This is a genomic window from Kamptonema formosum PCC 10802 (assembly GCF_000332335.1).
Classification (GTDB): domain Bacteria; phylum Cyanobacteriota; class Cyanobacteriia; order Cyanobacteriales; family Oscillatoriaceae; genus Oscillatoria.
Genome location: NZ_KB235948.1, coordinates 2754022 through 2773878, shown reverse-complemented (window position 1 = coordinate 2773878; position 19857 = coordinate 2754022). Strand labels below are relative to the sequence as shown.

Below are 19857 nucleotides of genomic sequence, written 5' to 3'. Positions count from 1 at the left end.
GGGGAACGCCACAGCGTAACCCACCCAAAAACTCAACCCCCGCGCTGCGACTCCGAACTCAGCGGAGGCGTCACCGAACCGATCAAACCGCTAGCAGCGCCAAACAGATTAATCGGATTTTTCCCATCAGTAATCAGCACACTTTGAAGTCCAAGACTTTGCAGGAGCCGAGCCTGCATTTCCGGTCCTGCTTGAGCCATCGCTTTCAGCGTTTCCGGCCCAATTGCCGCAACTTTCTGCGCGAATTCCGCACTGGTAATTTCAGCCATCCGCTCAGCCTTGTCAATCTCCAAATTCACCAGCGCCTGCTGGTGAGCCAGCTCCGCCTCCTGACGCGCTCGCAATTGCGCCAGATCCGCTTCAGCCCGAATCCGAGCCGCCTCCGCTTCTTGCTGCGCCAGATTCACCGCCAACTCCCCTTGAATCCGAGCCGCTTCCGCCTTCGCCCTCGCCTCCGCAATCGCCTGTCCCGTAGACTGAATCGCCGCATTTTCAGCCTGGAATTCCAGCAGCTTTTTCCGCTCTAGCTCAGCCGCACCCTTATCCACAATAATCTGCCGTTCCAGCCGAGCTTTAGCCTCTTGCTCAATCCGTTCCGCATCGCGCTTCGCCGCCGCTTCTTGCGCATCTGTAGTAATTTGAATCGCAATCTGAACCGACTTTTGCAGACTTTCCAAAGTCCGCTCATCCACCGGCTCCACCGACTGGATGTCAATATTCGTAATCACCAAATTATTCGCCCGAAACCGAAATTCATCGCGAACGTGACCTTCCGCATCCGTTCCAAACACAGCCTGACGGATAATCCGGGCAGAATTCCGGTGAAATTCATCAAAGGGCACCCCCGCCACAGCGCCCCGCACCCGAGACGCAATCGCCTTGCACGCATCCCCCACAAAATCCGGCACTTGAAACAGTTTTGCCGCCGCCCCCTCATTCGCTCTATCCACATCAAAATACCAGTTATACGACAGCTGCATCTGCAGTCTGGCGTGATCTGATGTTTCCACCGTGAAAATATCCGTCATAAAATCTGGCCCCAGCAATACAGCCAGCGACTTAATCACATTCGGTCGCTTGGGCTTGCTCCCTGACAGACTCAGCACCGTAAATGCTTCATCAGGTCCGAGCATCACCAAATCCGGGCCAAATACAGTGCGGGCGGTCCTGTCTTTATAGTCGTGGATTTGCACCGCTGCATTTTGCGGGACGTGAAACACAACCGCCCTAGTTTTATCCCGTTTAGCGACAGGTTTCGAGGCTCCAGATTTTTGCACCGGCTCGGAACCCCCTGTACTGTGACTCTGACTGCGCTCAGAAACCGGATCGATTTTTAGCGCCAGCAACTCCTCCACAACCGGCGGCAGCTCTTTCTCCCAAAGTTCCTCATAGGGGCTGAGCATATAAGCCTGCGGACCGCTCACCAGCCTGAGTTCGCCGGTCTGAATATCCCTCACATAAATCCCTTCATTCTTATCCAGAGGAATTGCTTTTCGCCGCTCAACCACTTCCACTTCCACGCGGGGAATATAATCTCGCGGACCGGAAATCATCCACAAATCTCCAGGCTGGCGCTCGACCTCACTGTCGCCCTCACCCTCACTGAACGCTTCTTTCGCTCGCAGCAAAAGTGCTTCCCGCTCGCCCAGAACATAGACTTTTTGAATCCCCCCTTCCAGCGACTCGCCCGGATGCAAGAAAAAAGACGCTCTCCCCTGGCGGACCTCTCGCTTTCCTAATTGCGGCTTGCCATCCTCACCAATCGGATCGACCACAATACACCACTCCCGATCGCCCAGCGTCGTAATCCCAACTTCTCCCACCACTTCTTCATAGACATCGGGAATGTGTATCTCTGCATCCGAGATTGTCACCAGCCACTCATCGCCCGCTTTCCGCTGCCGGCGAAACATATCAGTAAACGTGCGTTTCGCCCTCAAGTGCAGCGCTTTCCGCTCTGTCAGGACATAAGCCTTAACAATGGCAACCACTTCTTCATCAACCCCGGGCAAATAGGCTCCCTCTTCTCTCACCAGCCACTCCTCACCGGCACGCCGGCGGTTTCCCAGCCGGTCCGTGCAATTCTGCCGCGCCTGCAAGCGCAACGCTTGGTTCGGTTTAATCACCGTAGCCGCCACAGTTTCCAGCACTTCCACTTCCACCCGGGGGAGATAAGTTCCCGGTCCCTCAAACAGCCACTCATCGCCGGCGATACGGTTAATCATTTGAGTCTCGGTTTCGCCATCAACCGTCACCGCAACCGCCTCCGAAAAATCCCGAATCGCTCTCAAACGCAGCGCTTGATTTGTCTCCACAACGTGCAAGCGCGTCACCTCTTGCTCCAGCGCTTCCCCCGGATACAGGGGAAAAGGCTCTTGCGCGAAGCGAATTTCCCGATCGCCGTAGCGCAGTTTAATTTGTCCGTGCCGGTCGGCAATCGGCGAGCCTTCCTCATCCCGGAGAACCGGATTGGCAACCGCACAATAATTGCGGGGCGGCACAACTATCATCGGAGAGGGTTTTAAGACCAGACGCTCGTGATCGCGAAGCGTAATTGTTTGCGGGCCAACCTCCAGCCTCGTCACGCCGGTGTTGTTGTCCAGAACGTGAATGTACTGCTGGGGCTTCAGGCGAATTACGCCGCTCGCCACTCCCGGACTTTCTCTCGCACTCTCAGCGACTATCTCACTGCCCTTCATTGAAAATACCTCCCAGAAGTTATTCCTGCCATTTTTCTTATTATAGCAGTTATAAATGATTTGCGCAACCGCGCTTAAGCCCAGAAACCCGGTTTCTTGAAGAAACCGGGTTTCTGAAATTTTCGCGAAGGTATAGGACGCGCTATATAAACTTTTTCCTAGCCTGAAAGTTGATTCAGATCGCTGCTAGGGATGATGTTAAGCACAAATAGTGATACAAATCACTGACATCTATAGCAGTAGCCAGTTAGATTAGGACACGCTTGATACGACGTATAGACGTAGGTACGGCGTTCGCCGGGCCTCAAGGTCTCGCTTGACAGGTGAGACGCCTGTCCTACGTCCTAACCAATATGACTGCTGCTATATCCGCTCTGACAAGCTGTTACGCTTTGATACCGTTTCTCATATTAGTGAGGTACTGAAAACCCCGGTTTCTTAAAGAAACCGGGGCTCTTATGCGTAATTCATATAACTGAGATCCGCTCTAAAATGCTTCTTGTAGAGAGGGGGCAGAGCCTCCAGACGCGCGCTCCCAGGCTCCGCCTGGGAACGAGGTATTGTGCGACGCCCAATTTCTTTACCGGCATCCCAAAGACTCGCGAGTCGCCACTCCCGTTTGGGAATTGACACCCGCCGCTCTGGCGCAGAGTTTACTCAGTTGCTCGCGATCCAAAACCGCATCAGTGAAGTCAGCTCCGGTAATATCAGACCCCTCAAACTTAGAGCGCATCATAATCGCTTCCACCAAAACCGCATCCCTTAAATCAGCGCCGGTGAAGTTAACCAAATAGGCTATTCCATTGGTAAAATCCGCGCCCTGCAGATTCGCCTGAATCAGTTGCGCACCGTTAAAAACCGCACCGCGCAAGTCAGCATTGCTAAAGTTCGCCCCCTCCAGATAGGCATTTCCAAACTCTGCCCCTATTAAAGTTTGGCCGGAAAAATCCTTTCCGATTTCCTCTAAGTCGATTTTGCCCGCTCTGATGGAAGAAGAACTTGCCGCTTGTGCCGGCAGGGGGGAAACAAGAATAAAAATTGCCAGAGCAATGGCCGCAAATCGCAGAAAATGCCTCATATCCAATCGTTCCTAATGAAAAACTTGCCAGTTTTTTTGGATTGCAGGTTAACTCTATCATATTTCCCCACCCACGCCCCCAGACACCGGCACAGTGGGCGCAGGCGCTCGTGCTGCGTCTTGAAGATTATTGCGCTTCGCCTGAAAGGGACCGCCGGCAAAACTCCACAGCAACCGCCACCTGACTGGTTTGCTGGGGGTACTCAACAGCCGGTCGCTTTATCAGCACCACCGGCACCCCCAACTCAGCCGCAACCGCCCGCTTGACATCCTCTCCCCCCGCAGTTCCAGACGCCTTCGCCACCACGAGCGAAATTTGCCACTGTTGCCACAGCGCCCGTTCCAGCTCAGGCGACACCGGCGGGCGCAAGGCCACTAGCCGGTCAGGCGTGAACCCCGCATCCAGAGCCGCTTGCAGCGCCGGCAGCGAAGGCAGGATGCGGGCGAACAGGGTGCAGCGCTCTTGCCAGGGGCGGAACAGCGGCAGGGGCCGGTAGCCGGCAACCAGCAGCACCCGCTCTCCCGCCAGACACTCGCCCGCCAGCAGCGTCTCAAAACTGTCCACTTCTATAATGATTGGGGATTCGGGATTTTGGGTGCCGGGATTGGGGGATTTGGGGATTTGGGATGGCCCGTCGGAACTCGCCGGGCGTTCGTAGCGCAGGTAAGGGATGTGACACTCCCTCGCCGCCGCCACCGCCAGCTTGGAAATCTCCACCGCATAGGGGTGGGAGGCGTCCAAAATCGCAACAATTCCCTGCTGTTGCAAAAACTGCCGGATTTGACCGGCATCGAGCCGCCCCACCCACACCCGCAGCACAGGTGCCGGTGGGTAGAGGGCCCTAGCCGCTTCTGTGGTAACAGAAATCGTGCAGGGCAACTGTGCCGCCACCATCGCGCTTGCCAGCAGGGCACTTTCGCTCGTCCCGCCAATCAGCCAGACGCGCTGATAGTTGGGCATGGGGCATTGAGCATTGGGCATGGGGCGTGGGGCATGGGGCGTTGGATAGTAGAAGAATGATTGAAATTTTTTCCACTCTTATGTTTATTTGCTCTTACTCCCCCTCCCCGCCAGCGGGGAAGGGGGGGCCCCTCTGGGGATAAGGGGCAGGGGTTCGGGGGTGGGGTTCATCCAGGCATTGTGCAGCGTCAGGCATTCTTCTATTCTTGGCGTCCTTGGCGTCTGCACTGCGGGAAGCCGCTATCGCCTCTGTGGCGGTTCGTTTCCCTTACCACAAAAAAGCAAATATGTCAACAAGTTTTTCTCTCAAAATCGGACTTTATAAAGCCCGAAAAGCTCGCCCGGCTGACGTTTAACCACCTTAGCACCGGCAGCCTTAATCAGCTTTTCCCAAGCGGGCAGAGGTTCGAGGAACACCTCAGCGCCCATATAGGTTTCCAGGATGGCCCAGTTTTCCGCTAAGGGGGGATCGGGGTCGAGGACATCAAAAACGAACTCGCCTGCCGGTTTGAGAGCCCGCTGCACCTCAGCCATAACAGCAGCCCAGTAATCGAGAGGGAAATAGCAGCTCAAGCCGGTGGCGATAGCCAGATCGAACTGAGCCGGCTCGCAGTGGAGCTGGTGAGCCGGTGCGAGTTCCACTCCTTTAAAGAGCTTGGAGTTGAGCTGGGGTCCGCGAGCGTTGAGGGTGTCGCGCGCCACGGAGCTGATTTCGTGACCGTAAAAGAAAGCGCCCCAGTCGCGCCAGGGATAGATGAGAAAGCTGGCACCGCAGCCGATATCCAAACAGCGCTGGTTTTTTTGGGGTTGGGCGATCTCCCAGAAAGGGGAAGCAATTTTTGATTGGAGCGTGCCGGCAGCCCAGTCGCGAAAGATGGGCATAGCCTCGACTTCGGAGGGCAGGTCGAAGGGCTCGCCGGCATACTGCCGGTTAAAGCGAGAGGCGACCTGGGCCACTGTTGGCTGCCAGCGGTCGGAGGTGCCGGCAGCAAAGAGGTTGCCGGGAGCGGGCTTTTTAGACATTCAGCCCCTAGCGCCCCTTGAGAGCTTTGGTAAAGTTTTTGCGATAGCTCTGGTTGGCCACCCACAGTACCGGCCACAGCACGGACAGCTTCAGCCGGTTGGGCAGACTTCGCTCGAAGTTCGTCCGCTCAAACCCACTCCAGAACTTCCAGATCCCGACTCCATAACCGACCACCAACGCCAATAAGATTAAATTCATGATCGATTCTCGAAGCAACTGTTTCAATCCCGTTGCCGGGATTCATGGCCAAAAATATTCTTTTCCTGCCGCCTGCTGAAATCATTATCGCATTCCTTTGAGCTTTTTTGCGCAACCCTTGATGTTCCGGTCCGGTCTGCCGGCCACCGGCACGCTTTGGGGGGGGGCTGTGCGTACTTTGCCACCCCTTGGGTGCCGCCGGCGCAAGGGCGAGCTTTGGGCAGATGGAAAGCCCCCGCAGCAGCGAGGTTAAACCCTCCTCAAGATTCTGGAAATATCATAGATTCAGTTTTATGCTATGGATAGCTTTTGGCGCACCGACAAAATTCTCTTTCCCCAGACGCTGCGGTCGTGCGGCTGGTTGCGGGAGCCATCTTCGAGCCATCAACTGTCAGCTTGTTTTAAGTAGATTTACTTATCCACAGCAGTTTGGCGGGGCTGAAAGCAACTCAGTTCTGGCGCAAGGGCGCATTTGAGCGGCATGCCACAAGACCCAGCATCATAGGAAACTAGAGTAGAGACAAGCCGAACGCGCAGGAATCGCGCTCGATGCAACCAAGCGTGCGAAAAGCTAAGGAGGACTTATGCGAGCAGTGCTGATGGCTGGAGGATCGGGGACGCGGCTCAGACCGCTGACTTGCGATCTGCCCAAACCGATGGTGCCGATTTTGAATCGCCCGATTGCTGAGCACATCATCAATCTTCTCAGACGGCACCAGATTACAGAAATCATTGCCACGCTGCACTATCTGCCGGACGTGATGCGCGACTACTTCCAAGACGGCAGTGACTTTGGCGTGCAGATGACCTATGCGGTGGAGGAAGACCAGCCCCTGGGGACGGCTGGCTGCGTCAAAAATATTGCCGAACTGCTCGACCAAACCTTTCTGGTGATTAGCGGAGACAGCATCACCGACTTTAATTTGAGCGCCGCTATGGCCTTTCACAAGCACAAGCGCTCCAAAGCGACGATAGTTTTGACGCACGTCCCCAATCCAATAGAATTCGGCGTCGTGATTACCGATAAAGACAGCCGCATTCGGCGGTTTTTGGAAAAGCCATCGACCAGCGAGATTTTTTCCGATACAGTCAACACCGGCATCTACATCTTAGAGCCGGAAGTCCTGGACTACCTGCCAGAAAACAAAGAGTGTGACTTTTCCAAAGACCTGTTCCCCCTGCTGCTGGAAAAAGGTGAGCCCATGTACGGCTTCATCGCCGAGGGGTACTGGTGCGATGTGGGCCACCTCGACGCCTACCGCGACGCCCAGTACGACGGCTTGTACGGCAAAGTAAAACTGGAATTTCCTTACGAAGAGCGCTCCCCCGGACTGTGGGTGGGTCAAAACACATATATCGATCCGAGCGCAAAAATAGAAACCCCAGTTCTGATTGGCCACAACTGCCGCATTGGCTCTCGGGTGCAGATCGAAGCGGGAACCTCAATAGGGGACAACGTTACGATTGGCGCTGACGCAGACATCAAGCGACCGATCGTCTGGAATGGGGTGATCGTCGGCGAAGAGGCCCACCTGAGGGCCTGCGTCACCGCCAGAGGGGTGCGGATAGACCGGCGAGCCCACGTCTTGGAAGGAGCCGTAGTGGGTGCCCTGTCCAGCATAGGAGAAGAAGCCCAAATCAGCCCCGACGTGAGAGTGTGGCCCAGTAAAAAGGTTGAATCTGGGGCGACTTTGAACATCAACCTGATCTGGGGGCAAGCGGCGCAGCGCAACCTGTTTGGCCAGCGGGGCGTGTCCGGACTGGCAAATATCGACATCACCCCAGAATTCGCCGTCAAATTGGGGGCGGCTTATGGCTCCACCCTGAAACCGGGCTCCCAAGTCACCGTTTCCCGCGACCAGCGCAATATCTCCCGCATGGTCACCCGGTCCCTGATTGCCGGGCTGATGTCAGTAGGGACACACGTTCAGAACTTAGAATCCACGGCAATTCCCATCGCTCGCACCGTTGCCCCCACCCTGTCGGTGGCCGGTGGCGTCCACGTGCGCGTCCACCCCGACCGGCACGATTCGATCCTGATTGAATTTTTTGATGGCAAGGGAATTAATATCTCTAAATCTTTAGAGAAAAAAATTGAGGGGGCTTATTTTAAAGAAGACTTCCGCCGGGCTCAGATACAGGAAATAGGCAATATGGCTTACCCCAGCCAGGTGCTCGATCTGTACAGCACCGCCTTTGAAAAAAATCTTCACATCCAGGCGATTCGTCACAGTCGCGCCAAAGTTGTAATAGACTATGTGTATGCGGTTTCGGGAGCGGTGCTGCCACAGCTGCTCGCCAAGTATGGCTGTGACGCCGTAGTCCTCAACGCTAGTCTCAACCAGACGGCACCCTCCACAGACGAGCGGGAGAGCCTGCTGCTGCAGCTCGGTCACGTCGTCGAGGCTCTCAGGGCCACCTTTGGCGTCCAGGTGTCGGGAAACGGGGAGCAGATGATATTAGTGGATGAATCCGGCAGCGCCATTCGCGGCGAAACCCTGACCGCCCTGATGGTCAACCTGATTCTCACCTCCAATCCCAGAGGCACGGTGGTGGTGCCGGTGCACGCTTCCAGTGCGGTTGAGCAGATCGCCCGCCGCCACGACGGCAGGGTGATTCGCACCAAGGCCAACCCCACAGCCCTGATGGAAGCCTCTCACACCCATGCCAATGTCGTTCTGGGGGGCAGTGGGGAGATGGGCTTTATTTTCCCGCAGCTGCATCCGGGATTTGACGGCATGTTCTGCATCGCCAAGATCATTGAGATGCTGACGCTGCAGGAGCGCTCCCTGGCTCAACTTCGCGCCGACTTGCCCCGCGTCTCCCACCGCACCTACACCCTGCGCTGCCCCTGGACGGTGAAGGGAGGCCTAATGCGCCACCTCGTAGAAACCCACCCGGCAGATAATTTGGAGTTAGTGGATGGCGTTAAGATATTTGACCGGCGCAGCGACAGTTGGGTGTTAATTTTGCCCGATGCCGGAGAACCCCTGGTGCATATTTTTGCTAACAGTAATGATGGGGACTGGGTGGATTACCACTTGAGGGATTACCGCAACCGCATTCAAAGGTTTGTAGAGCAACAGTAGCCAGCAGACCACGGCTCCCGTGCCGCAAGAGCGAGGTTCCGAAAGCCGTTGCCCCAAGGGCGCAGCCGCCAGGTAGGGCTCCCAGGCCAGCACGCTAGCTAATCGCTAATCTCTCGTAATTATTGGCTGCCACCTCTACTGTAAAAAATCCCGCCTGCCAAGTCTGACGCCCTCGCTGTCCTCAGGCGGCGGAGCAAAAGAAAGTAAGACGCTCACCACTCTGAAACCAAAAACTTAAACGGGCGACTGCCAAAGCTTTGTTGAGAGAGGCAGTTCCAGAGGAGCTTATTTTCTTTAAACACTGGGAAAAATAGGTTATATTGTTAGTTAAAGCGGCAAGCCCCAGCGCTCTTTGGGGGACATGCAACAGCGGCAAGCCGAAATGTTTTGGGCTGGAAAACGTCAGGATATGACAGTGTTTCGGCTCGCACTCCGGGCCGGTTTCACCCCGGACAGTGCGGCTGGGAACCCTGAGAAACGCAGTGGGAAGTGGGTGCTGCCGCACGCGCCCGCCAGGGGGCGAGCTTTGGCCTACTGGTTAGCCCCCCGCAAGAAAAGCTAAATTATATCGGTGGCAGGATGGAAAAACCGCCCAAAAAAGAGCCGGCTCCCAGTGGTTGTCTCCAGTACAGCACCCAAACAGGCTAGCGGGCAGACTCGCAACGCCAGTCCGGCCCTCGTGCCAGCCGGTTGCCGGCGCACAGGGAGAGGGCTTTCCGAACGCACACCAGGAAAGCGGTCAAACCGACAAACCCCGCCCCGCTTTCCTCACCGTCTAAATATCGGATTGAGACGGAGTATCCAGCGGGTTTTTCAGATGAACAGCTGCATTTTAATGGCGGAAATTGTCCAAGAACCGCAACTGCGCTATACGGCAGACAACCAAACTCAGATTACTGAAATGCTGGTTCAGTTTCCAGGGCCAAAGGAGGAAGACCCCCCGGAAACCTTGAAGGTGGTGGTGTGGGGGAATCTCGCCCAAGAAACTTACGATCGCTATGGCCCAGGAGATCGGGTGGTCATAGAAGGCCGCTTGAGCATGAATACTGTTGACCGGCCCGAGGGGTTCAAGGAAAAACGCGCTGAATTAACCGCTCAGCGGATACACAGCTTGCAGGGGAATGCCGGCAGGACACAGGCGAGCACCCGAACCCCCACCCCCAGTAACGTGGTGTCCTTTACCTCTCGCAACCAAGCTGGCACGGGGAAGCTGACTGAGACCTCCGCTGAGTCTGACCCAGCGGAGTCCAGGTATCAGTCCCCCCCTCCCGCCTCCCAAACCTATTCAGCCTATCAGCAGTCACCCGACGATCCCAGCCCCCCCGGGAACGAAGTGGACCGCGATGACATTCCCTTCTAAAAAGTTTTGCTGCTTGCGGGCGCTCGGGCAATAAGCCAGCGGGCTCCTCTTTTTTGCGGGATCCGCCCAGAGGGGGCGGACCGGCTGACCCTATTTTTTACGAATCCGCCGCAACCGGATTTGACAGGAGTGGGGAACCCTCTTGAAAGTCAAGTTGGACATCAAACACTCGGGCAAAAGCCTCAGCCACGGTCCGGCGCACCGAGTCGATCTCGATTCCCGGAACAAACTCCGCCAAACTGCCCACCGGCTTGTCCGCAATCCCGCAAGGGACAATGCGCTCAAATCCCTGCAAGTCCGGACAGACATTTAACGCAAAGCCGTGCATGGTAATCCACCGGCTGACCTTGATCCCGATCGCCGCCACCTTTCGCCCCTCCAGCCAAACGCCGGTTTTGCCCGCAAGGCGCTCACCGTCGAGCCCCCAACATGCCAGCACCTCCAGCAAGACTTCTTCGAGCTGGCGCAAATACCAGTGCAAGTCTTGCCGGTGCCTTTGCAAATTCAAAATCGGGTAGCCCACCAGCTGGCCCGGACAGTGGTAGGTGACTTCGCCCCCGCGCTCAACTCGGTGGACTCCCACACCGGCACGGCTTATGTCGAACTTGAGAAATTCCAGACTGGCTCCCCGCCCCAAGGTATATACCGGCGGGTGTTCCAGCAACATCAAAACATCTTCTAACTCGGGAGCCCTCTGGCGTTCCGCCACCAGTGACTGCTGCCAGGCCCAAGCTACAGTGTAGGGCACCTGTCCTAGGTTGTATAGCCTACCGCGATGCCGGTGCGGCCCGGTCTCTGCCGCTGAAGTGGGGTACATACTCGAAAACCTGCAAAAAATCAAGAGTAATTAGACGCAATTTTAGCCCCAAGACTGGGGGAGTAACATCAAGAATTTTCAAGGAATGCAACAGATTTTAAACAGAAGCCAAAAGTCTCTGTTCTCCAGAATACGAAGTGATAGGGCTGGCAGCAGCAAGCGATTTGCCCCCATATGCTGATCTATGCTATACTTTGCTCAAGACAGCCACCACGACCCGAAAACCAAAGGCGGGTGGTTGCTCTGAAAAGTCCAAAACAGCTATCTAAATCCGATTTCCACTCGGTAGGTGGCTGTGTCTAAATCGCCTGAAAGCCCGAAACCCAAAGGCAAATGGCCTTTAGACTTGATGGAGACAGCTTCTTTCTCAAAGGAAGTCACTTTGTCTGGAGTTTGGACGTTGTGCTCGCGGGTTCCCTGCGGGCATTGGTTGATACGCCTTGGCTGAGAGCTAGCCTCCCAGCTTATGTATTTGTTACCAATTGACAGCAGTTGATAGCAAAAATGTATCGGTGATAGTAGAGGCAATAATTCCAGGGGAGGAGAAAGTTTCAACAGCCCCATCTCAAGGCGGTGAGAGTGGCTTTCGCAGCGAGATAGTTATGTAGAATTGGTTCCATAACCCTTTTGGGACAAATCCCGAGAGTGCCTGAGAGCGGAGTGCAGCCGGGAACACTATTTCCGGAAGTGCGGGCCAACCCTCAGACCGCTAGGGGCTGTTCCCCCGGACAAACGGGCAGAAGAGGCAGGGCCTTAAAACAGTGAGTGGCCCACACGAAAAATAGCGCGGGAGCTCGCGTCACGCCGCGTCTGGTGAGCGAGCGGGGCGGAAAAGCGACACGGCGGCTTTAGCCTCTGTGAACCGTTATAATTTAAGAGCCTTCTCATTGACTCGAATGGAAGGGGCTTAACATCCCGTGAGGACAGAGGTGCGTAGCAAAAAGCAGGCGCAAAAATGTCGGTAAGCTATGGCGTTCCATCGACGAGAGACATGCATGAGCTTAAAACTAAAAGTAAAGGGAAGCCCTCGGGCAAACCATAGGGGCGTATTGACTTCGCCTAGGAATCCAGTCTGACTGGAAGTTCTGAAATCCCTCCGGGGAATCTTCGTCGCTTTAGCGCAAAGAGCAGTCAATCCTGAAAAGTTTCGGCTCCGTTCTTGGGATCTGCGCTCCCGCCAGCAACCACCAACCAAAAGTCAGGGTAAATTGCTGTAAGGGGCTAAGCTAAAAACGGGCTCCACGATTGGTTTGAGGAAAGCGGCAATCCCCGCCCCGCTTTCCCCCCACTCTGAAAGGATGAAGGATACAGCGATATGGGATGAACTAATTCCACCTTCCCTTCCCACCCAACGCCCTCCCCCCGAAGTGGGGAGGAGAGCCTTCCACCTTTTTGACAAGTGGGCGTTTTCAGCGGGACAATCAGTTATGAAGCTTGTTATCCACGGCAAAAATATTGAAATCACCGATGCGATTCGCGAGTACGTCAATCAAAAAATTGAGAAAGCGGTCAGCCACTTTCAAAATTTGACGATGGAAGTTGACGTGCACCTGTCAGTGGCTCGCAATCCTCGGATCAACCCCAAGCAGGCGGCTGAAGTCACTATTTACGCCAACGGTACTGTCATCCGTGCCGAAGAAAGCAGCGAAAACCTGTACGCCAGCATCGACCTAGTCGCGGATAAAATTGCTCGTCAGCTGCGCAAATACAAAGAAAAGCGCCACGACCAAAAGACCCAGGCCCAGCCCACACCCACTGTGGTTGCAGCCGAACAGCCAGTGGCGACCGATATAATTGGCAACCGCACCCCGGAACTTCCCAGCGAAGTGGTGCGAACCAAGTATTTCGCGATGCCGCCGATGAGCGTTCAAGAAGCCTTGGAACAGCTACAGCTGATCGATCACGACTTCTACATGTTCCGGAATGCCGAAACCGGCGAGATTAACGTGATCTACGAGCGCAAACACCACGGCGGTTACGGGCTGATTTTACCCCGTAACGGCAATGGCCACACCAGCAGCAAAAATGGCAAGATGGCCAGCAGCGCTGCGGTGCCAGAAAAGTCCAAGTCCGGGCTCGCCTGAGCTAAGCCCAACCGGCAGTTAATACCAATTTTGGATTTTGGATTTTGGATTTTGGATTGAAAAAGGCTGCTGTAAACCCTTTTCAGATCCCCCAAAAAATACTATTTATGCCAACTTGGTATAGCCCCACCCCCCAGCCCCCTTCCCCACACCGGGACGGCGGGAGAGGGGGGTTTGGTTTTTCCTACATGCCGCTTGGCTGCTAGTTTTTTAGCGCTTGCAGGGTTTTCAGCGACTCCTGAACGTGAGCGCTGAAGTTCATCATCGAGTTAAAGATGTGCTGGACAACTCCCTCCCGGTCAATGACATAGGTCACTCTCCCGGGAAGCAAGCCGAAAGCCGCCGCCGGCACTCCGTACAGCTTCCGCACCTCGTTGCCGGTGTCGCTCAACAGGGTAAACGGCAACTTGTACTTGGCAGCAAATTGCTGGTGCGACGCCGGTGAGTCGCCGCTGATGCCTATCACCTCAGCACCGGCATCCGTGAACGTTTCGTAACTGTCCCGGAAGGCGCAAGACTCCGCCGTACATCCCGGCGTGTCGTCTTTTGGGTAAAAATACAGGACCACGGCCTTTTTGCCCCGGAAATCCTTGAGGCTGACCGGCTCGCCGCTCTGGGACGGCAGGGTGAAATCGGGGGCGCTGTCTCCTATTTTGACTGTCATCGCGGGTAGCTGCAACTCATCCTGAGCGGAATGTTAACTTTTGTTATGCTAGCGCAACTCGGGCCATCTGCGCGGCCCCGCAGGCCCGCGCCGGTCTTGGCCTTTATAGCAGCAGTCATATTGGTTAGGACACGCTATGGCCCAATTGCCGGCTGCTATATCAGAGGTTAGGGGCGGGTTTATCAGTGTTGTAGCTGTGTGGCACTCTTTGTCGGTGTTCCCGCCCCTACATCATCTTAAACCCCTTGTCCTAACCTAAGTGCCTACTGCTATAACGACTGGGGGAACTGGCCAGCGGGCAAAGCTGAGATCGCCCAAAGGCTTGTAAAGATTGGCTTCCAGCCTATAAACCCTAAAAATTCCCAGGAGAGCTGGGCTAACTTTACCAAATCTTTAAATTAAAACGCTTGAAATCAAGGCTACCCGTCCTTATAGTAGTGATATGGGTGGGCTGTGAAACCGCATAGAATATTCTGACTCTCCCAGAGATTGATTGCCAAATCATAGCCAAATGCAATGATAACTATAAACTGGGCTTATTCAATGAAAGTGCAAGGTTTAACGGGGATTGCCGCCGCAACCCTGTTCACAGGGATTGTATCTACTGCCGGCATCGCTAACGCGGCGAGCCTCTCGCGTTCGGCTTCGTATCAACAGACTGATTTTGACAGAGATTACGTGCCTGACCCTTACCTGAGTCAGGGGTATGGCCTCACAGATATCGAAGCGCCTATCAGCATCGAAAAGTTCGACTCCGCTCTGGGCACGCTCAAGAGTGTAACGCTGTCATTTACCGGCAGCCTGAAGGGACAGGGGGCCTTTGAAAACCGCTCAGCCACAGCGAGAGCAGTGTCAGTGAATCTCAGCGGTTTGCTTTCATTGAGTGGGCAAAATAGTGCGAATCTGTTTGAGTTAAACCCGCAAAAGAATGTCACTTACAGTGTCGCTCGATACGATGGCAGACTAGATTACGCCGGCGCGAGTGGGCGGACGTTTGAAGGACTGACAGCCGAAACATCCGGAACGCAAGTTTTCACCGATGCCAGCATCTTGCAGTGGTTCACCGGCAGTGGCATGCTCGACTTTTTGTTCACCGCTACAGCTCAATCAGCGGTTACAGGACCGGGCAACATCAACTCTTTTATCGACACATTTGCCAAAGCGGATCTCAACATTACCTACGACTACGATCCGAAGCCAGTACCGGAACCCAGCACCATGCTAGGTCTAGCTGGGGTACTGGGTGGGATAGCTTTGCAAAGAAAGAAAGCCGTGAAAAAAGCATAAAACAGGGTTGGGCGTCCGCCCAACCTATTACCTTGAGGAATGCCACCGCATCAAACCCTTCAGCTCCCGCCAAATCTGGGAATTCCCAGAACCTGACCTGCGGTGGGTGAAGACTCCATGACTGGGACTGAACAGCAGCGCCAGCACAAATAATCCCGACACTACTAATACAATAGCGGGGCCGGAAGGAAGATTGTAGAAATAGCTGAGGTACATGCCGGCAATGCTGGAAAAAATCCCAATACCGGCACCTAAAACCATCACCTGGTGCAGGCGCGGAACCAGCAGATAAGCAGTCGCTCCCGGCGCGATCAGCAGCGACAGGACCAGGATGACGCCGACAGCTTTCATGCTCGCCACAACCGTGAGAGCGATCAGCACCATCAGGCCAAAATTGAGCAGGTTCACCGGCAGCCCCGCCGCCTGAGCTCCCGTGGGGTCAAACGTGTAAAACAGCAATTCTTTGTACAGCAGCACCACCACGAGCAGCACCACCGCCGCAATCATGCCGGTGTCGCGCACTTCCTCAGCCGTAACCCCCAGAATGTTGCCAAACAAAAAGTGATTCAGGTCGATTTTGTTGTCTTTTTGGATAATGGTAATTAAAGTAATGCCCAGGGCGAAAAAGGCAGAAAAGACAATCCCCATTGCCGCGTCTTCTTTAATGGGCGAGCGCGTTCGTATCCAGGCAATCGCCATTGTGCTGAGAACACCGGCAATGAAAGCGCCCAGGAAGATATTGGCTCCCAGGAGAAAGGCGATGGCTAATCCGGGAAGTACCGAGTGGCTGATGGCGTCACCGAGGAGCGCCAGTCTCTGCACCATTAAGTAGCTGCCGGTGACGGCGCAGATCAGTCCGACTAGGATGGCTACGATCAGTGAGCGCTGCATGAAGCCGTACTGCAGCGGCTCTATTAAGGATTCTAGCATGGGAATGTTTTTTTGGCTTAAGAATGAACTTAAGAATGAACCGCCAAGACGCCAAGGACGCCAAGAAGCAAGAGGAATATTTTTTTACCGCAGAGGGCGCAGAGGCGCAGAGTTAATTCTCATTCCCAGCTTCGGGCTGAGAATGAGAGATAAAGAGAGAAAAGATACTTGACAAACACGCTTTCTTATGCAGCGTCGTCAAAGAACATGACCTGACCTCCGTAGGCGCGGTAAAGGTTTTCTGGTGTTAGGACTTGCTGCCGGTGGCCGGTGGCGATTATTTCTGTATGGAGTAAGATTAGGTCGTCAAAGTGGGTGATGGATTCTCCTAAGTCGTGGTTGACTACTAGGACGATTTTGCCGGCTGCGGCGAGTTCGTGGAAAATGTTGAAAATGACGCTTTGGGTTTTTTGGTCAATGCCGGCAAAGGGCTCGTCAAAGCAGAAGATATCCGCTTCCTGCGCCAGCGATCTAGCGAGAAATACCCGCTGCTGCTGTCCGCCAGAGAGTTCGCCAATGCGCCGGTGGCGGCAGTCGCTCATGCCCACGCGCTCTAGCGCTGCGGCGGCAGTGCGCCGGCTCAACGCACTGAAGCGGCGGAACCAGCCGGTTTTCCTCACCCGCCCCATCATCACCACATCCCAGACAGTGGCGGGGTAGGTCCAGTCAATTTGCGAGCGCTGCGGCACATAAGCCACCCGCTCCAGCTGCTCAGACAGCGGTTTCCCGCCGCACAGCACCTGTCCGCTGCTGGTGGGAATTAATCCCAGCATGGCTTTCAGGAGGGTGCTTTTCCCGGCACCGTTGGGCCCGATAATGCCGGTGAGCCTGCCGCTGTGGGCCACGGCGCTGACATCCCGCAGCGCCTCTACGCTGCGGTATTTCACCCCTAGATGGCTGACGGCAATCGCTGGCTCCCCTCTCTCAAGACCGGCTGGGTGCGGGTTGCGAAGGGGTTCGGGGTGACTTGGCTCACCGGCACTGGACGACAGCTTGAGGGTGTTCATAGGCTCTTCTTGGGTTGGCTTTTTTCCAGCGTACTCTAAAAATGAAAGAAATATGAAAAAATCTATAAGTGGGAATAATACTAAAGATAGGCAATGGTGATGGCTCACAGCTCTAGCAGCAGACCTAACCCCCTAACCCCCTTTGCTAAAAGGGTTGGGGGAGCTAATCTCCTCTCCCCTTGCAAGACTCGTTCCCAAATGGAGCCTGGGAATGGGCACCCTGAGGCAGAGCCTGATCTTGCTGCTGCAGGGTGCGTTTCCGACGGCGCAACGCACCCGACGACGAGCAACACAGCCCCCTCCCCGCTCGCGGGGAGGGGGTTGGGGGTGGGGTTCTTGACGCTTCTCGCTCCAAGTATGAGGCTGGAAACTCACCCCCTGAAGCTGGGCTTTGTCTTGCTGCTGGCGGTTTTGAGCGGGTGTGCGCCACCGGCACCCAACCGCACCAGTCCAGAATCGCCGGACAAGCCCAGTGTGGTGGCCACGAGCACCATCATCGAGGACTTGGCTGAGCGTGTCGGGGGGGATGAGATTCAGCTCACCGGCATTCTCAAACCGGGCGCAGATCCCCATGTTTACGAGCCGGTGCCGGCGGACAGCATCGCCCTGGAAAAAGCAAAGCTAATTCTGTATAATGGCTACAATTTGGAACCCGGACTGATTAAATTGATGAAAGCTGCTGGGGTGAGGGCGCGTCAGGTGCCGGTGGGAGAAACCGTCAAGCCCCTGCAGATGGAAAAAAAAGGCGAAAAAGTGCCAGATCCGCACGTTTGGGGGGATGTGGGAAATGCGATAGCGATGGTGAGTGCTATTCGGGATGCTTTAATTGAGCTGTCGCCAGAAGATAGGGAGGAATTTACCGAGAATGCGGCGCGACTGACCGGCGAACTGATGCTGCTGGACACTTGGATAAGCCAGCAGCTGGAAACTCTCCCTGCAGACAAGCGCCGGTTGGTGACCACGCACGATGCGTTTCAATATTACGCAAGCGCTTATGGGCTGGAAGTCGTTGGAACTTTGATAGGAATCAGTACCGAGGAGCAACCTAGCGCTCAAACCGTGCGCAAACTTGTAGAGGCGGTCAAGGCGGCGGGGGTGCCGGCAATTTTTGCGGAAACCACGATTAACCCAGCCCTGATTAAGACTGTGGCTGAGGAAGCTTCGGTGAAATTAGCGCCGAAACCGCTGTATTCTGACTCAATTGGCGCTGCCGGCAGTGAGGGGGATTCTTATATTAAGATGATGGTAGCGAATACGCGGGCGATTGTGGACGCTTTGGGCGGGAAGAGCGTGCCCTTTGAGCCGGTGGCTGCACCTAATAAGTAGGGGCGGGTTCAGCCAAGATATTTCTGGCACAGGGCAGACTATGAATAAACCCGCCCCCTCGCATAAAACAGCGGGGCTAAAAATCAGTGATAGCACAGTTGACAGATAGCATATTTTGTGTTAAGATGTTCTCTTTACCGCTGGGGGAGAAACCGGGTTTCTAAAAGAAACCCGGTTTCTGGCGTGCGACCAAGTTTCAGGAGTGTAGTGGGCAGGTGTTTGAGTGAGAGGAAATAGAGAGAATCTCCCCTTGAATAGTATCTTCTTGGGGGACTGTCGGAAGTTGCTGACCGGCTTGCCGGCGGAATGTGCTGACTTGGTTGTCTCCTCGCCCCCGTACAATCTGGGGAAAGAGTACGAAGCTAAGAAGGCGCTGGAGATTTACCTGGAAGAACAGACAGCCGTGCTGCGGGAGTGCAGCCGCATTCTGAAAAAGACCGGCTCGCTGTTCTGGCAAGTCGGGGCTTTTTCCGACCGGGGGATGCTGATTACCCTTGACATTCGCTTCTTTCCTATTTTAGAATCTTGTGGGCTTCCCGCAACCGGATTGTGTGGGCGAGACAGCACGGACTTCACGCGCAAAAGAAATTCTCTTGCCGGCATGAAACCCTGCTGTGGTTTACCAAATCCGATGATTATACCTTTAACCTAGATGCTATCAGGGTGCCGCAAAAGTACCAGAACAAGAAGCACTACCGGGGCGAACGCAAAGGGCAGCTATCCTGCAACCCAGACGGGAAAAATCCTGGCGACATCTGGCTGTTTCGCAACGTCAAGCACAACCATGAGGAGCAAACCATACATCCCTGCCAATTTCCGGAAGATTTGGTCGCTAGAATTATTTTAGCGACAACGAATCAAGGTGAGGTGGTTTTTGACCCGTACATGGGAGCCGGCACTGTGGCGGTTGTGGCGAGAGAGTTCGGGCGGCATTTCATGGGGGCGGAACTGGAGCCGAGATACCATCAAGTTGCGCTGCGGCGTCTGAGTGGGGAGCCGGATGAGAGCGGCTGTTTTCCCAATTTGAAAACTCTGCGGGATTATGTGGGGCGGACCGGCGAGCCAATCGAAAAATTCCGGTTTGACGTGCAAGTGGGAAAAAGAGCGACAGAACGGAGTGAGGCAAAAATCTGCTCGGAAGAATACCACTTGCAGGAGATGCAGGAGCGATTGCTGTATGAGGAAGCGGCTTTTGGGGCTGGTATTCGGGGGGAGGAGCGTCCTGTGGATGCTAAGCTCAACGGCAAGGGAAAGAAAAAGCCGGTGCCGGCTCAAATAGGGGAGCAAATGGAACTCGACTTGTCGCTCTAACCGATTACTCCTCACAGGAGGC

The 19857-nt window shown here is 55.0% G+C and carries 16 protein-coding genes; 7 read left to right on the top strand and 9 right to left on the bottom strand.

Going from position 1 to position 19857, the window contains the following annotated elements; translation table 11 throughout:
• Positions 1-32: 32 nt before the first annotated feature.
• The 5 genes from OSC10802_RS0111855 to OSC10802_RS0111835 form a co-directional block, all read right to left on the bottom strand.
• Positions 33-2699, bottom strand: a complete 2667-nt coding sequence (locus tag OSC10802_RS0111855) for a Major vault protein (protein ID WP_017716983.1) — start codon at positions 2697-2699, stop codon at positions 33-35.
• Positions 2700-3279: 580 nt separating this feature from the next.
• The gene (locus OSC10802_RS0111850) at positions 3280-3777 is read right to left on the bottom strand and encodes a pentapeptide repeat-containing protein (protein WP_017716982.1); all 498 of its coding nucleotides are present in this window, start codon (positions 3775-3777) and stop codon (positions 3280-3282) included.
• Positions 3778-3904: 127 nt separating this feature from the next.
• Positions 3905-4759, bottom strand: coding sequence for a cobalt-precorrin-6A reductase (locus OSC10802_RS0111845; protein WP_232731667.1), 855 nt, complete (start codon positions 4757-4759; stop codon positions 3905-3907).
• 285 nt (positions 4760-5044) lie between these two features.
• Positions 5045-5761: a class I SAM-dependent methyltransferase gene (locus OSC10802_RS0111840; RefSeq protein ID WP_017716980.1), complete on the bottom strand. Its 717-nt coding sequence runs from the start codon at positions 5759-5761 to the stop codon at positions 5045-5047.
• A 7-nt stretch (positions 5762-5768) separates the two neighbouring features.
• Positions 5769-5960, bottom strand: a complete 192-nt coding sequence (locus OSC10802_RS0111835; protein WP_017716979.1) for a hypothetical protein — start codon at positions 5958-5960, stop codon at positions 5769-5771.
• A gap of 584 nt (positions 5961-6544) precedes the next feature.
• On the opposite strand from OSC10802_RS0111835, the gene OSC10802_RS0111830 reads away from it, so the two are divergent.
• Positions 6545-9049 (top strand): mannose-1-phosphate guanyltransferase, encoded by a 2505-nt coding sequence (locus OSC10802_RS0111830; protein WP_017716978.1) that lies wholly within the window; start codon positions 6545-6547, stop codon positions 9047-9049.
• 817 nt (positions 9050-9866) lie between these two features.
• Positions 9867-10409 (top strand): single-stranded DNA-binding protein, encoded by a 543-nt coding sequence (locus tag OSC10802_RS0111820; RefSeq protein WP_017716976.1) that lies wholly within the window; start codon positions 9867-9869, stop codon positions 10407-10409.
• Positions 10410-10506: 97 nt separating this feature from the next.
• Here the strand turns inward: OSC10802_RS0111820 and lipB are convergent, their stop codons facing one another.
• Entirely contained in the window at positions 10507-11226 is a 720-nt protein-coding gene (gene lipB / locus OSC10802_RS39850; RefSeq protein WP_044170087.1) for a lipoyl(octanoyl) transferase LipB, read from the bottom strand.
• Between the two features lie 1427 nt (positions 11227-12653).
• Between lipB and hpf the strand changes: the two genes are divergently transcribed.
• Positions 12654-13310 carry a ribosome hibernation-promoting factor, HPF/YfiA family gene (hpf, locus tag OSC10802_RS0111810; protein ID WP_017716974.1) on the top strand — a complete coding sequence of 219 codons (657 nt, stop codon included), beginning with the start codon at positions 12654-12656 and terminating at the stop codon, positions 13308-13310.
• Positions 13311-13512: 202 nt separating this feature from the next.
• Here hpf and OSC10802_RS0111805 read toward each other — a convergent pair whose 3' ends face one another.
• Positions 13513-13974, bottom strand: a complete 462-nt coding sequence (locus OSC10802_RS0111805) for a peroxiredoxin (RefSeq protein WP_017716973.1) — start codon at positions 13972-13974, stop codon at positions 13513-13515.
• Positions 13975-14490: 516 nt separating this feature from the next.
• Here OSC10802_RS0111805 and OSC10802_RS0111800 point away from each other — a divergent pair.
• Positions 14491-15261: a PEP-CTERM sorting domain-containing protein gene (locus OSC10802_RS0111800; protein WP_198525104.1), complete on the top strand. Its 771-nt coding sequence runs from the start codon at positions 14491-14493 to the stop codon at positions 15259-15261.
• A 27-nt stretch (positions 15262-15288) separates the two neighbouring features.
• Here OSC10802_RS0111800 and OSC10802_RS39845 read toward each other — a convergent pair whose 3' ends face one another.
• A complete protein-coding gene (locus tag OSC10802_RS39845) occupies positions 15289-16191 on the bottom strand; it encodes a metal ABC transporter permease (RefSeq protein WP_017716971.1) in 903 nt (300 codons plus the stop codon).
• Between the two features lie 185 nt (positions 16192-16376).
• A complete protein-coding gene (locus OSC10802_RS0111785; RefSeq protein WP_017716970.1) occupies positions 16377-17198 on the bottom strand; it encodes a metal ABC transporter ATP-binding protein in 822 nt (273 codons plus the stop codon).
• Positions 17199-17555: 357 nt separating this feature from the next.
• On the opposite strand from OSC10802_RS0111785, the gene OSC10802_RS0111780 reads away from it, so the two are divergent.
• From OSC10802_RS0111780 to OSC10802_RS39840, 3 genes are all read left to right on the top strand, one after another.
• On the top strand, positions 17556-18524 hold the full coding sequence (locus OSC10802_RS0111780) for a metal ABC transporter solute-binding protein, Zn/Mn family (protein ID WP_017716969.1): 969 nt from the start codon (positions 17556-17558) through the stop codon (positions 18522-18524).
• 250 nt (positions 18525-18774) lie between these two features.
• Positions 18775-19176, top strand: coding sequence for a DNA methyltransferase (locus tag OSC10802_RS55565; protein WP_255349189.1), 402 nt, complete (start codon positions 18775-18777; stop codon positions 19174-19176).
• On the top strand, positions 19074-19835 hold the full coding sequence (locus OSC10802_RS39840) for a DNA-methyltransferase (RefSeq protein ID WP_198525102.1): 762 nt from the start codon (positions 19074-19076) through the stop codon (positions 19833-19835). Before OSC10802_RS55565 ends, OSC10802_RS39840 begins: the two co-directional genes overlap by 103 nt.
• Positions 19836-19857 lie beyond the last annotated feature (22 nt).

What these genes read in the sequence shown, in the direction of transcription:
- OSC10802_RS0111855 (WP_017716983.1), bottom strand. Translation starts at nt 2,699, where the DNA reads ATGAAGGGCAGTGAGATAGTCGCTGAGAGTGCGAGAGAAAGTCCGGGA.
- OSC10802_RS0111850 (WP_017716982.1), bottom strand. Translation starts at nt 3,777, where the DNA reads ATGAGGCATTTTCTGCGATTTGCGGCCATTGCTCTGGCAATTTTTATT.
- OSC10802_RS0111845 (WP_232731667.1), bottom strand. Translation starts at nt 4,759, where the DNA reads ATGCCCAATGCTCAATGCCCCATGCCCAACTATCAGCGCGTCTGGCTG.
- OSC10802_RS0111840 (WP_017716980.1), bottom strand. Translation starts at nt 5,761, where the DNA reads ATGTCTAAAAAGCCCGCTCCCGGCAACCTCTTTGCTGCCGGCACCTCC.
- OSC10802_RS0111835 (WP_017716979.1), bottom strand. Translation starts at nt 5,960, where the DNA reads ATGAATTTAATCTTATTGGCGTTGGTGGTCGGTTATGGAGTCGGGATC.
- OSC10802_RS0111830 (WP_017716978.1), top strand. Translation starts at nt 6,545, where the DNA reads ATGCGAGCAGTGCTGATGGCTGGAGGATCGGGGACGCGGCTCAGACCG.
- OSC10802_RS0111820 (WP_017716976.1), top strand. Translation starts at nt 9,867, where the DNA reads ATGAACAGCTGCATTTTAATGGCGGAAATTGTCCAAGAACCGCAACTG.
- lipB (WP_044170087.1), bottom strand. Translation starts at nt 11,226, where the DNA reads ATGTACCCCACTTCAGCGGCAGAGACCGGGCCGCACCGGCATCGCGGT.
- hpf (WP_017716974.1), top strand. Translation starts at nt 12,654, where the DNA reads ATGAAGCTTGTTATCCACGGCAAAAATATTGAAATCACCGATGCGATT.
- OSC10802_RS0111805 (WP_017716973.1), bottom strand. Translation starts at nt 13,974, where the DNA reads ATGACAGTCAAAATAGGAGACAGCGCCCCCGATTTCACCCTGCCGTCC.
- OSC10802_RS0111800 (WP_198525104.1), top strand. Translation starts at nt 14,491, where the DNA reads ATGATAACTATAAACTGGGCTTATTCAATGAAAGTGCAAGGTTTAACG.
- OSC10802_RS39845 (WP_017716971.1), bottom strand. Translation starts at nt 16,191, where the DNA reads ATGCTAGAATCCTTAATAGAGCCGCTGCAGTACGGCTTCATGCAGCGC.
- OSC10802_RS0111785 (WP_017716970.1), bottom strand. Translation starts at nt 17,198, where the DNA reads ATGAACACCCTCAAGCTGTCGTCCAGTGCCGGTGAGCCAAGTCACCCC.
- OSC10802_RS0111780 (WP_017716969.1), top strand. Translation starts at nt 17,556, where the DNA reads ATGAGGCTGGAAACTCACCCCCTGAAGCTGGGCTTTGTCTTGCTGCTG.